Source organism: Ruegeria sp. A4 (assembly GCF_056543025.1).
The window spans coordinates 225,912-237,608 of record NZ_JBQGAW010000003.1; the positions used below are offsets into that span (position 1 = coordinate 225,912).

Annotated in this window: 12 protein-coding genes; 6 read left to right on the top strand and 6 right to left on the bottom strand. The window is 62.4% G+C overall.

Going from position 1 to position 11,697, the window contains the following annotated elements; all coding sequences use genetic code 11:
* The first annotated feature begins 15 nt into the window (after window positions 1-15).
* The gene (locus ACR0E2_RS12480) at window positions 16-741 is read left to right on the top strand and encodes an SDR family NAD(P)-dependent oxidoreductase (RefSeq protein ID WP_480446621.1); all 726 of its coding nucleotides are present in this window, start codon (window positions 16-18) and stop codon (window positions 739-741) included.
* Between the two features lie 3 nt (window positions 742-744).
* Here the strand turns inward: ACR0E2_RS12480 and ACR0E2_RS12485 are convergent, their stop codons facing one another.
* Both ACR0E2_RS12485 and ACR0E2_RS12490 read right to left on the bottom strand, forming a co-directional pair.
* Complete coding sequence (locus ACR0E2_RS12485) at window positions 745-2,397, bottom strand: Y-family DNA polymerase (RefSeq protein WP_480446622.1); 1,653 nt, start codon at window positions 2,395-2,397, stop codon at window positions 745-747.
* Window positions 2,398-2,459: 62 nt separating this feature from the next.
* Window positions 2,460-2,747: an I78 family peptidase inhibitor gene (locus ACR0E2_RS12490; RefSeq protein WP_171117012.1), complete on the bottom strand. Its 288-nt coding sequence runs from the start codon at window positions 2,745-2,747 to the stop codon at window positions 2,460-2,462.
* A gap of 130 nt (window positions 2,748-2,877) precedes the next feature.
* Here ACR0E2_RS12490 and ACR0E2_RS12495 point away from each other — a divergent pair, with 130 nt between their 5' ends.
* Together ACR0E2_RS12495 and ACR0E2_RS12500 are read left to right on the top strand one after the other, a co-directional pair.
* Entirely contained in the window at window positions 2,878-3,990 is a 1,113-nt protein-coding gene (locus ACR0E2_RS12495; protein ID WP_171233384.1) for an S-(hydroxymethyl)glutathione dehydrogenase/class III alcohol dehydrogenase, read from the top strand.
* 88 nt (window positions 3,991-4,078) lie between these two features.
* Complete coding sequence (locus ACR0E2_RS12500; protein ID WP_480446623.1) at window positions 4,079-4,807, top strand: NYN domain-containing protein; 729 nt, start codon at window positions 4,079-4,081, stop codon at window positions 4,805-4,807.
* Between the two features lie 8 nt (window positions 4,808-4,815).
* On the opposite strand, the gene ACR0E2_RS12505 is transcribed toward ACR0E2_RS12500, so the two are convergent.
* The 3 genes from ACR0E2_RS12505 to ACR0E2_RS12515 all read right to left on the bottom strand — a co-directional run bounded on the left by ACR0E2_RS12505 (window position 4,816) and on the right by ACR0E2_RS12515 (window position 9,271).
* Complete coding sequence (locus ACR0E2_RS12505; protein WP_480446624.1) at window positions 4,816-5,754, bottom strand: DMT family transporter; 939 nt, start codon at window positions 5,752-5,754, stop codon at window positions 4,816-4,818.
* A 135-nt stretch (window positions 5,755-5,889) separates the two neighbouring features.
* The gene (locus tag ACR0E2_RS12510) at window positions 5,890-6,303 is read right to left on the bottom strand and encodes a group III truncated hemoglobin (RefSeq protein WP_480446625.1); all 414 of its coding nucleotides are present in this window, start codon (window positions 6,301-6,303) and stop codon (window positions 5,890-5,892) included.
* A 49-nt stretch (window positions 6,304-6,352) separates the two neighbouring features.
* A complete protein-coding gene (locus ACR0E2_RS12515) occupies window positions 6,353-9,271 on the bottom strand; it encodes an error-prone DNA polymerase (RefSeq protein WP_480446626.1) in 2,919 nt (972 codons plus the stop codon).
* Between the two features lie 110 nt (window positions 9,272-9,381).
* Here ACR0E2_RS12515 and ACR0E2_RS12520 point away from each other — a divergent pair, with 110 nt between their 5' ends.
* Complete coding sequence (locus tag ACR0E2_RS12520; RefSeq protein ID WP_480446627.1) at window positions 9,382-9,846, top strand: DUF1203 domain-containing protein; 465 nt, start codon at window positions 9,382-9,384, stop codon at window positions 9,844-9,846.
* Here the strand turns inward: ACR0E2_RS12520 and ACR0E2_RS12525 are convergent.
* Complete coding sequence (locus ACR0E2_RS12525) at window positions 9,843-10,835, bottom strand: ABC transporter ATP-binding protein (RefSeq protein WP_480446716.1); 993 nt, start codon at window positions 10,833-10,835, stop codon at window positions 9,843-9,845. The genes ACR0E2_RS12520 and ACR0E2_RS12525 overlap by 4 nt on opposite strands.
* A gap of 87 nt (window positions 10,836-10,922) precedes the next feature.
* Here ACR0E2_RS12525 and ACR0E2_RS12530 point away from each other — a divergent pair, with 87 nt between their 5' ends.
* Entirely contained in the window at window positions 10,923-11,099 is a 177-nt protein-coding gene (locus ACR0E2_RS12530) for a zinc-finger domain-containing protein (protein WP_152459472.1), read from the top strand.
* Between the two features lie 55 nt (window positions 11,100-11,154).
* Complete coding sequence (locus ACR0E2_RS12535; protein ID WP_171726035.1) at window positions 11,155-11,652, top strand: hypothetical protein; 498 nt, start codon at window positions 11,155-11,157, stop codon at window positions 11,650-11,652.
* The last annotated feature ends 45 nt before the right edge of the window (window positions 11,653-11,697 follow it).

The following is an 11,697-nucleotide window of genomic DNA, read 5'->3' on the forward strand; positions in this document are numbered from 1 at the left end:
TGAATCGGCCCACACATGAGCAGCTTTGACGGGAAAACCATTTGGATCATCGGCGCAAGCGAAGGGCTGGGTCGCGCTTTGGCGCATGCGCTTGGCCAACAGGGTGCTTCCCTGATCCTGTCTGCGCGCAATCTTGAGCGGTTGTCCGAACTGTGTTCTGAACTGCCGGATGCGCGCGCGATCCGGTGCGATGTGACCGAGTTAGACTCTGTTCGTTCGGCTGTTGCCGAGGCGGGGCATGTCGACGGGCTGGTTTACAATGCAGGTGCGTATGACCCCATGCGTTCGGCCGAATGGGACACCGAGGCGTCGCTCAGGATGAGCGATGTGAACTATCTGGGTGCGCTACGGGTTCTGGGTGAAACCGTTCCGGGTTTTGTCCGGGCAGGCCAGGGAGAGGTTACTTTGATCGGGTCACTGGCCGGGTATCACGGGCTGCCCGCCGCAATCGGGTACGGAGCCAGCAAGGCCGCGCTGATTTCTCTGGCCGAGACGATGCGACACGACCTGGCGGGTACTGGCGTGACGGTGCGTATCGTCAATCCGGGCTTCATCAAGACCCGCCTGACCGAAAAGAACAGTTTCAAGATGCCGATGCTGATGTCGCCCGAGGATGCGGCGGATCGCGTGGTCAAGGCGATGGCGCGTCGTCGTTTCCGTACGGATTTTCCGGCACCGTTTTCCTGGTTCATTCGTCTGATCGACTGTCTGCCGGATCTGCTGGTTTATCGTGGAAAATAGACTCTAACAAAACTGTCCCTGACAGAACCAGCCTGCGGACATGGTGCCGCCATGGCCATAGAACAACCACAGGCGCTCCCCTTGTTCTGTCACCACCACCCAGTAATCGCGTACCCCGCTGCGCCAGTTGGGGTCATCCAGCCACCATTCCGGCGCGATGCGTTCCGGGCCGGTGGCCTGCGCCAGTTGCCAATCCCGTCCACGCCAGCGAAAGGTGCAGGGCACATTCGGGGTTTCCGGGGCCATCACGGGTTCGGGCTGCCACATCTGCAAGGGCCGGGGGCGCGGCGGGGCAGGCCAGTCGCGCGCGGGTTCCGACCACGCAGCCGCCAGCGTTTGCGCCGTTTTCTCGGGGATATGAGAGGCCGCAGGATGCCGCCGGGTGATCGCGTCCAGCCCGACCCGCGCGCCCAGCTTGGCCGTAAGGTCATCCACGGCTGTATTGCCCTCAAGCCGGTTGCGGGCCACGCGGCGCGCTTCGGCATGACCGGCGATGGTGCGGGCGTGGATGGGTTCTGTCTGGATCGCTTCAAGCCGCAGCAAGTCGATGCCATAGCCTGCGTCGATCTTGTCAACTTTCATCTCTAACAAAGGGCGAATGCGATTTTTGTCATAGGTCGGACGGGCCAGGCCGATCTCGATGATTTCAGCGGCCTGATCCGCACGGTGGGCTTCCAGCCGCAGCGTGCGGGCCCCGCGCCCCTTCTCTTCCAGTTTGGTGCAGAGCGTTGGCAGAATCCGATCGACAGCGGCCATCACGTCTTCGACCAGGCCAATCGGGTTGGGCAGAGTCATCCGCACCGCAAAGTGATGTGGCGGACGGGCGGGCGAGACCGGCTCGGGCGCGCTGCCCATCGCCTGATCCAGACGCAACACCAGCCCGCGGCCGAACCGCCGTGCCAAACTGGCACGCGGCTGGCCCAGCAGATCACCGATCCGGCGCAGGCCCAGGCGGTTCAGTTGCGCCACGGTCTGATCGTCCAGCCGCAGCGCCGCGATGGGCAGGGGGCTGAGCGCGCCATAGGCCTGCCCCGGCGTGGCAATCCGCGCGCCACCGCCCAGCGCCATCACCTGTGGCGCGGCCCCGCCCCTGGTCCAGTGCCGCCGCTTGCTTGCCCGGGCGCGGGTGGCGCGGGCCTCTTGGTTGATGGCGTCGCCGTTGCGGTAAGACGTGGCCTCTTGCCCGGCATAGCGGGCCAGCGCCCAGGCCGCGCCCAGCGTGTCGGCGATACCCATCTGCACGCTCAGGCCCATGTCGGCGCAGTCGGTCTCAAGCACGCTCAGCAAGGTCTCTTCACCGCCGAACAGATGGGCACAGCCCGACAGGTCAACGATCAGGCCATCGGGGGCCTCTTCGGCCACCCATGGGCTGAACTTGCCCGCCCAGCGGCGCAGCGCGGTCAGAAACGCAGCCTCGACCGGGGCGTTGCGAGGGCGGGTGATCAAGCTGGCGCACATGGCATGGGCATCGCGTACCGGCTGACCCACGCGCAATCCGGCGGCCTGTGCCTCGGCATTCAATGACGTGACGATCTGCATGTTCGACTGTTCGGCCACAACGGCCAAAGGCCCGGCATGCAGGCCCCGCGCGGCGCGGACCAGCCGTTCGGCCCCCAGACGGGGAAACCACAGCGAAAGAATTCGGCGTTTGGGCATCGGCAGGCATCATTGATGTTCTTATTTTGTTCTTAATCCAGAATCACCTGCCGAGTCCACGCTTACCCGCAGGTCAGACGCTGAATAACACCAGCGTCGTTCACATAGACGTTCAGCCTGTCGATACGGTAATCCTGTGTGGCGATGTCATCCGGGCCCAAAACACGAGACCGTTCGGGAAGATCGGCCTGAATCGTCGACACGGGCTGACCGACCGTTTCGGCAAAGGGCTCGCCCTTGCAAAATGCCAGATCAACAGGAGCGTCTTCTGAGGTGGTGGCGACATCCTGCGGAACGCTTGTGTCTGCGCAGGCCGCCAGAAAGATAAAGATCGGTAAAAAACGGTGCATTGGCGTTCCTCATTCTGGCAATGTCGTTTCTGCAATATCAAACAATTAGCCAACCTGCCAAGAAAGCACAGTTGAAAACACCCTGTATTTGACGCAGGGTCGGGGCAAAAGTGACAGGGAGATAAGTACCATGCGTACCCGTGCTGCCGTCGCCGTACAGGCGGGCAAACCTTTGGAAGTGATGGATGTGAACCTTGAAGGCCCAAAGGCGGGCGAGGTTCTGGTTGAAATCAAGGCCACTGGCATCTGTCATACGGATGAATTCACCCTGTCGGGCGCCGACCCCGAAGGCCTGTTCCCGGCCATTCTGGGGCACGAGGGCGCCGGCGTGGTGGTCGAGGTCGGCCCGGGTGTGACCAGCCTGAAGCCAGGCGATCACGTGATCCCGCTCTACACCCCCGAATGTCGCGAGTGCGAATACTGTCTGCATCCCAAGACCAACCTGTGCCAGGCCATCCGCGAGACGCAGGGCCAGGGGCTGATGCCCGACGGCACCTCGCGCTTTTCGACGCTGGATGGCGATCCGATCCTGCATTACATGGGCTGCTCGACCTTCTCGAACCACACGGTTCTGCCCGAGATTGCACTGGCCAAGGTGCGCGAAGACGCGCCGTTCGACAAGATCTGCTATATCGGCTGCGGCGTGACCACGGGCATCGGCGCGGTGATCAACACTGCCAAGGTTGAAATCGGCAGCCGCGCCATCGTGTTCGGTCTGGGCGGGATCGGTCTGAACGTGATTCAGGGCCTGCGTCTGGCCGGGGCCGATCAGATCGTCGGCGTCGACCTGAACCCCGCCAAGGTCGAGATGGCCACCAAGTTCGGCATGACCGATTTCGTCAACCCGTCCGAGGTCGAGGGCGATCTGGTGCCCTATCTGGTGAACCTGACCAAGGGCGGCGCGGATTACACCTTTGATGCAACAGGCAATGTCGGCGTGATGCGCGCGGCGCTGGAATCGGCGCATAAAGGCTGGGGTGAGTCGATCATCATCGGCGTGGCGCCCGCGGGGGCCGAAATCTCGACCCGTCCGTTCCAGCTGGTCACAGGCCGGTCGTGGCGCGGTACAGCTTTCGGCGGCGCACGTGGGCGCACGGACGTGCCCAAGATCGTCGACTGGTACATGGAAGGGAAGATCGAGATCGACCCGATGATCACCCACACCATGGGTCTGGACGACATCAACACCGGCTTTGACCTGATGCACAAGGGCGAAAGCATTCGGTCGGTGGTGATTTACTGACACCCAGAAATTGCAAGGGCGGGGTTTAACCCGCCCTTTTTGTCTCCTATCTTCAGGATATTGATAAATATTTAATAGAGTGACTAAATTGACCACTGAAGCAACGGAACGCCTGGCCGTTCTGATTGACGCCGAAAACGTTCCGGCAAAGCATGTTGCCGAGATTTTCGAAGAAGTTGCCACATTGGGTGAGGCAAGCCTGCGCCGGATCTACGGAGATTTCTCGGGCGGTACGCCGCAGGGTTGGAGCGCCGAGAAACTGGCGGAATACGCCATCGTACCGCACCAGCAATTCGCCAATACCACTGGCAAGAACGCCGGGGATATCGCCCTTGTGATTGATGCCATGGATATATTGCATTCCGGCCGGTTCGGTGGGTTTGTACTGGTGTCGTCAGACAGCGACTTTACCCGACTTGCCAGCCGGATCCGAGAACAAGGGCTGAGCGTGTTCGGGATCGGCGAGGAAAAGACGCCAAAAGCCTTTGTCGCGGCTTGCAACCGGTTCATCTACATCGAGAATATCAAAAAGGAGGAGGTGCAGGCGAACGATTCCCCGGAGAAAGCTAAGAAGCCCTCTGCCAAACAAGAGCTGAACCATGCTTATCAGTTGATCCGGAATGTCGTGCTCAAATCCGAGGAACCGGACGGATGGGCGGGCCTTGGCTGGGTCGGCAGTCAGCTCGGCATGAACTATCCGGATTTTGACACGCGAACCTACGGCTTCAAGCGGCTGAGCGACTTGGTACGAGCCACCGGGAAGTTCGAGGAAACAGGCGAAAACGGTGGCCGGAAGATCAGACTGAAAGATCAGTAGCGGCCGCCCTACGACCCCGGCCGCGCCGAGGCGCCGGTGTCGGAACGCGGCGAGCGGACACGCAGAACCGGCTTGTTCGGCGATACATTGGCCCGGCTCTCGCGCCAGACAACGAACACACCGGACGCGATGATGATGCTGGCCCCGACTGCGACCCACATGTCGGGCGTTTCGCCAAAGAACATCATGCCGAATATCGTGGCCCAGATGATCTGGCTGTACTGGCTGGGGGCGATGACGCCGGCGGGCGCAGCCCGATAGGCCAGAATGATCAGGTGCTGGGCGATCACGGAAAACACGCCGACCAGCGCCATCATGGCCAGATGCAACAGGGACGGCGGCTGATAAACGGCCGGTTGGGCCAGGCTCATGACCACGATCGCCAGCAGCATCGGATACAGGATCAGGACGGCCGAGCGTTCCTCGTTCCCGATCTTGCGCACCAGCACCGATGCGAAGGCGCTACAGAATGCGGCCATCAGGGCGGCCAGATGGCCGAGCGTGATATCCGTTGCGCCGGGGCGCAGAACGATCAGCACCCCGATCAGACCCACGCCAACCGCAGCCCAGCGCTGGGCCCGGACGACTTCGCCCAGTATCGGAATCGACAGGACCGTGACGATCAGCGGGAAAGAAAACAGCAACGAATAGACCTCGGCCAGGGGCAGGACCGAAAAGGCATAGAACGCGCAGGACATGGCCGTGACCATCAGACCCGAGCGCAGCAACACCAACCAGGGGTGATGCGGCAGGAAGTTGCCCGTGGTCCGGTCCGTCAAGATCGTCACTGCCATCGGGACAAAGGAAAACAGCGTGGCAAAAAAGATGATCTGCATCACCGAGTAGGTCCCGCCCAGCGTCTTGATCAGCGCGTCATGGGTGGCAAAGACCGCAAAGCCCGCGAATGCATAGCCAAGACCCCGGAGGGTGGTGTTCTGAGTGCTCATGGGTCGGCCTCGGGTGATGTGTCGATGTGAAGGGGCAGCGCAAAAGGGGCTGTCTTGTCTCTGACTAACCCTATTTCCTCGACCCGCATAGCCCCTAATTTACCGCTAACATCGCAAGGCAGCCATGACGTGGGCTCAACGCAGGATCGGTGGCGCGTCCTTGGGCTGGCGGGCCGATTGCACCCCAGCCTTCATCCCAACACCGATGCGGCGCGCCAGAGCGACCCATGGTGTGGCGGTTTCCGGAGGCAGGGTCTGGGTGGCGACCTTTTCGAACAGGTCCAGCCAATGGGCGAACATCTCGGGCTTTACGTCCGGTCGTTCGATATGCACCCGCTGCGGGTTGCCGTCATAGCTGCGCTCGAACAGGATGGCGTTGCGCCAGAAGGATGCGATCTTTTCCTCATGCGCGGGCCAGTCGGTGACATGGTTGGCGAATACCGGGCCAAGTACCGCGTCCTGCCGCACACGGGCGTAAAAGGCGCGAACCTGTGCGTTGATCTGCTCGGGCGTCGCGGGAAAGCGCGGCGGAAGGATTGGTCTGGTCATGGTGGCCTGTTTTCGACTCTGTTTTTTTGGCAGATAGGCGGTTCCGGCGTTATGTGACAGAGGTGGTATTGTCGCGCTGCCCCGGCGTCAGCAGGTGCCGCAACAGGGCCACCGGGTGTGCCCGCAGGCTCAGGCGGGTGGCGACGTAATCCTCGACCACCTGTTCACCCAGCGACATCTGCGGCAGATGGGCGGCGGGTTCGTCCAGCGCCTCGCCTTCCAGATCCTGCGCGAACAGGGGCAGAGGCCGGGCGGTGGCGATCGCCTTGGCCTGCCACAGCGCCTCGCGCCGGGTCAGGCCGCAGGCGGCAAAGGCATCGGCCTCGGCCAGCCGCTCGATCACCGAGGGGCCAAGGCCCGCGCGGCGCCAGACGTCGTCAACCTGATGATAGCCGTTGCCGCGCGCGGCGGTCAGCCAGCTGGCGTCCTCCTCGCTCAGGCCCTTGATCTGGCGGAAGCCCAGCCGCAGGGCCAGCCCGCCATGGCCGTCGGGCTCCATCACGTTGTCCCAGAAGCTGGCATTGATGCAGACCGGGCGCACCTGCACGCCATGTTCACGCGCATCGCGCACGATCTGGGCGGGGGCATAGAACCCCATCGGCTGCGAGTTCAGCAGCGCGCAGGAGAAAATCCCCGGATGGTGGCACTTGATCCAGGCGCTGGCATAGACCAGCAGCGCAAAGCTGGCCGCGTGGCTTTCGGGGAAGCCGTAGGAGCCGAACCCCTCGATCTGCGAGAAACAGCGCTCGGCAAATTCGGCGTCATAGCCGTTGCGCTGCATCCCGCGCAGGAACAGGGTGCGGAATTCGCTGACATTGCCGTGTTTCTTGAAGGTCGCCAGCGACCGCCGCAGCCGGTCGGCCTGTTCCGGCGTGAAGCCCGCGCCGACGATGGCGATCTGCATCGCCTGTTCCTGAAACAGCGGCACGCCCAGCGTCTTGCCCAGCACCTCGCCCAGTGCGTCCGAGGGAAAGCTGACCTCCTCCTCCCCGTTCCGGCGGCGGATATAGGGATGCACCATGTCGCCCTGGATGGGGCCGGGGCGGATGATGGCGACCTCGATCACCAGATCATAGAAATTGCGCGGCCGCATCCGGGGGAGGAAGTTCATCTGCGCACGTGATTCCACCTGGAACACGCCCACCGAGTCTGCCTTGCACAGCATGTCATAGACCGCCGGGTCCTCGGGCGGCAGGGTGGCGAGCGTATAGCTGGTCTGATGATGCTGGCCGATCAGGTCGAAGGCCTTGCGGATGCAGGTCAGCATCCCCAGGCTCAGAACATCGACCTTGAGGATGCCCAAGGAATCGATGTCATCCTTGTCCCAGCAGATGACGGTGCGGTCCTCCATGGTGGCGTTCTCGATGGGCACCAGCTCGTCCAGACGGCCCTCGGTGATGATGAACCCGCCCACATGCTGGGATAGGTGGCGAGGGAACCCGTTGATCTGATGCACCAATGTTAGAGTCTGTTTCAGGCGGCGATCCTCGGGGTCGAGGCCGATTTCGCGCATCCGTTCCGCCTCGAGCCCCGAGGCCGAGAAGAACCCCCACAGCTGCGAGGACAGGGCGGAAATCGTGTCCTCGGTCAGGCCCATGGCGCGGCCCACCTCGCGGATGGCGCGCTTGCCGCGATAGTGGATCACCGTGGCGCACAGCCCCGCGCGGTGGCGGCCATAGCGTTCATAGATGTGCTGGATCACCTCTTCGCGGCGTTCATGTTCGAAATCCACGTCGATGTCGGGCGGCTCGTCCCGCGCCTCGGAGACGAAACGCTCGAACACCATGGTGCCCATCTCGGGGCTGACCTCGGTGATGCCGAGACAGAAACAGACGACAGAGTTCGCCGCTGACCCGCGCCCCTGGCACAGGATCCCGCGGCCGCGGGCGAAATGGACGATGTCGCGGACGGTCAAGAAGTAGGGTTCGTATTTCAGCTTGCCGATCAGCGTCAGTTCATGCGCCAGCATCTTTTGGGCTTTCTCGGACGCCCCGGCGGGATAGCGCCATTTCAATCCTTCATGCGCCAGCCGATGCAGGCGCTGGGTCGGGGTTTCCTTGTCGCTGCCCTCGCTGGGATATTCATAGCGCAGCTCGTCCAGCGAGAATGTGAGTTCCTGGCTGAGCGCATAAGCGCGGGCCACGGCGTCCTCAAAGCCCTTGAAGATGCGCAGCATCTCGGGTTCCGAGCGCAGGCGCTGTTCGCCATTGGCCAGCGCGTGGCAGCCCAGATCGTCCACCTTGCGGCGCAGGCGGATCGCGGTCAGCACATCACCCAGTTTGCGGCGCGACCCGTGATGCATCATCGGTGCGGCGCTGGCGATTGTGGGCAGGCCCAGATGATATGATTCAGTCTCTAACAAATGGAAAAATGCCGCATCCGCCCCGTCATAGCGGGGATGCATCAGCAGATGCATGCGCTCGGCAAAGCGGCGCGTCAGCTGTTGCGCCTGTGTCCGCCACCCGCTCGCGCCGCCGCTCGGACGGCCCGCCTGTGGCCAGAGCAGCAGGTGCAGACCGTCGGAAAATTCCAGCAGGTCGGACAGGTGCAGGATGCAGTCGCCCTTGGCCGCGCGCAGCCGTCCGGTGGACAGGAGGCGGCACAGGTTGGCCCAGCCCTGCCGGTTGATGGGCAGGGCGGTGACGGGCGGGGCGTCGGTAAAGATCAGCCGCGCCGCCGGGATCAGGCGCGGCACCGCATGCACCGGGAACGAGGGCGGTTTCGGGATTTGATCGGGGCAGGGCGGGCCGATGGGCGTGTTCTGCTCCTCCCACGCGCGGCGCTCGCGCACCTTGCGGGCGATCTCGCGCGCCTGGGTATGGGCGCGGACGATGCCGGCCACCGAGTTGTCATCGGCGATGGCGATGGCGGGCAGGCCCAGGGTGACGGCGCGCTCCATGTACTCCTCGGGGTGCGAAGCCCCGGTGAGAAAGGTGAAGTTCGACGTGATCGACAGCTCGGCATACATGGCGATTCCACATTATATTCACGTTTTGTTCTTTTTCGAGTCCTTTGCGCAGGAAACGGGTCGCCTGGACCAGGCCAGGCGCGCATGGTTGTAGAAAAAGGAGACCTGATATGTTCAAGATCACCGCTCTGCCCACTGACGAAGTCCGCGCCCTTCAGGCAGGTCAGCCTGATGCATATGGCGCCGCGCCCGAGCGCGCCGTTTCGTCAGGGGCTGGCAATCCTTGTCGCCACTGCCTGAAGAACATTCCCGAAGGCGCAGAGATGCTGATATTGGCGCATCGCCCCTTTTTAGAGCCACATCCATACGCTGAAACAGGGCCGATCTTTCTGTGCGCAACGCCTTGCGAGCGCTATGAAGGCGACGCCCTGCCCGAGATCTTGACCACTGCACCCGACTATCTGATCAAGGGGTATGGACCAGATGACCGGATCGTCTATGGCACCGGGGCAATCACGCCCAAAGATCAGATCGGCGCAAAAGTCAGCGATATTTTTGCCCGCCTGGATGTGGCCTATATCCACGTCAGATCGGCGCGGAACAACTGCTACCAAGCGCGGATAGACCGGGCTTAGAGCTTGACCCGGTGCAGGCCCCGGCGCGGCTGGTCCTGATCGTCGGCCGGAGCATCGTCGGTCCGCGAGGAGGTCAGGGCCAGGAACACATCCTCGAGATCGGCCTCTTCGGTACGCACGTCGCGGATGCGGATGCCCGCCGCCCGGACGGATTCCAGAACCTGCTCGGCGCTGGTCCGGGCGCTGCGATATTGCAGTATAAGGCTGCCGTCTTCACGTAAGCTGGCCTCGACGCCTTCGGTCACCGGCAGGTCGACCACCGGGGTGTCCGGCACAATGACCATGGTCCGGCTGTCCATGCGGCCCAGCAGGTTGGCGGTACTGTCCTGAGCGATCTTTTCACCGTGGTTGATGATGGCGATTTCGTCGCACATCTCCTGCGCTTCTTCCAGATAGTGGGTGGTCAGGATGATGGTCACGCCCTGCTGGTTCAGCTTGCGCACATTGGCCCACAGCATCTGGCGCAGTTCGATATCCACGCCTGCCGTGGGTTCGTCCAACACGAGGATTTTGGGGTGATGCACCAGCGCCTTGGCCAGCAGCAGCCGCCGCCGCATCCCGCCCGACAGCGTGCGGGCATAGGCCTCGGCCTTGTCGCTGAGGCCGACCAGTTCAAGGATTTCATCGCTGCGACGTTCGGATTTCGGTACGCCGTACAGGCCTGCCTGTACTTCCAAGGCGCCCCGCGGGGTGAAGAACGGGTCAAGGTTCAGTTCTTGCGGCATCACACCAATCGCGGCGCGGGACTGCCGCGGATTCTGATCCTGATCGAAGCCCCAGATCGACACACGGCCCGAGGACTTCACCACCAACCCGGCCAGAATATTGATCAGGGTCGATTTCCCGGCGCCGTTCGGGCCCAGCAGCCCGAAAACCGAACCCCTCGGAACAGTCAAATCAATGCCTTTCAGCGCGTGTTTCTCAGGCTGACCCTTGCCGCCACGATAGGTCTTGTGCAGACCTTCGATCCTGATTGCCGCATCGCTCATGTGGCTCTTGCCCCCGGATTGCTCATCGCTCATAAACGCACCTAATACATGCCCGCGAGGCCGACAACCGAAGAAGGATCGCCAGCCGTGACCATCGAAGCGCCGGAAACCAAGATCGTCGAAACCGCCCGTGTCGCCTGTGACGGCGGCGAAGGCGCATTGGGCCATCCGCGCGTCTGGCTGCAAATCCCCGAGGATACAGGCTGGGTCGAATGCCCGTATTGCGACTGCAAATATGTGTTGAAGGGCCGTGAACAGGGCTGATTGCCCGACCAGCCGGGTTTTGCCCAAATCTTGCCTCGGTTTTCATGTTAGTGCTTTGGCGCAACCAAAGCAGGGATACGTGATGACCGGAATTTCGGCCACTGACAATGTTAACCCGGTTTTCGGCTGGGTTGGGTTCTGCATCGCATCTTTGGCGTTGTTTGCTGCGTTGTTCGTATTCTGGGCGGGGCCCTTTGCACCTCAGCAGACTGCGGGTGTGTCGCTGGGCGAACTGGCGGCCGAAATCGGCAAATCGACACTGAGGGCCGCCGCGGGGATGGAACAACCCGAGCCCGTTGCCCGCGCCCGCGATCTGGATGATTTCCTGCGGATCGGTGTCGCCATGCTTGGCGGGCTTGCGATCGTCATATCAGCCGTTGGCATCCTGCGTCACGAAAAGCGGCGCCCTGCCATCGCCGGAATGGTTATAGGTACGGGGGCAATCCTGTTCCAGTTCTTTGCCTTTGCGTTTTTTGCCTTGCTGGGGGTGTTGGTGATCATGGCTTTGCTGAACAGTTTCTCTGACGTCTTCTCGGGATTGTTTGGCGGTTAGGCTGCGTTCTTGGCTGGTCACCCGCGCGACCCTGTGGCAGAACCA

Coding starts and splice junctions, on each gene's coding strand:
- ACR0E2_RS12485 (WP_480446622.1), bottom strand. CDS start 2,397: ATGCCCAAACGCCGAATTCTTTCGCTGTGGTTTCCCCGTCTGGGGGCC.
- ACR0E2_RS12525 (WP_480446716.1), bottom strand. CDS start 10,835: ATGAGCGATGCGGCAATCAGGATCGAAGGTCTGCACAAGACCTATCGT.
- ACR0E2_RS12520 (WP_480446627.1), top strand. CDS start 9,382: ATGTTCAAGATCACCGCTCTGCCCACTGACGAAGTCCGCGCCCTTCAG.
- ACR0E2_RS12515 (WP_480446626.1), bottom strand. CDS start 9,271: ATGTATGCCGAGCTGTCGATCACGTCGAACTTCACCTTTCTCACCGGG.
- ACR0E2_RS12495 (WP_171233384.1), top strand. CDS start 2,878: ATGCGTACCCGTGCTGCCGTCGCCGTACAGGCGGGCAAACCTTTGGAA.
- ACR0E2_RS12505 (WP_480446624.1), bottom strand. CDS start 5,754: ATGAGCACTCAGAACACCACCCTCCGGGGTCTTGGCTATGCATTCGCG.
- ACR0E2_RS12480 (WP_480446621.1), top strand. CDS start 16: ATGAGCAGCTTTGACGGGAAAACCATTTGGATCATCGGCGCAAGCGAA.
- ACR0E2_RS12510 (WP_480446625.1), bottom strand. CDS start 6,303: ATGACCAGACCAATCCTTCCGCCGCGCTTTCCCGCGACGCCCGAGCAG.
- ACR0E2_RS12490 (WP_171117012.1), bottom strand. CDS start 2,747: ATGCACCGTTTTTTACCGATCTTTATCTTTCTGGCGGCCTGCGCAGAC.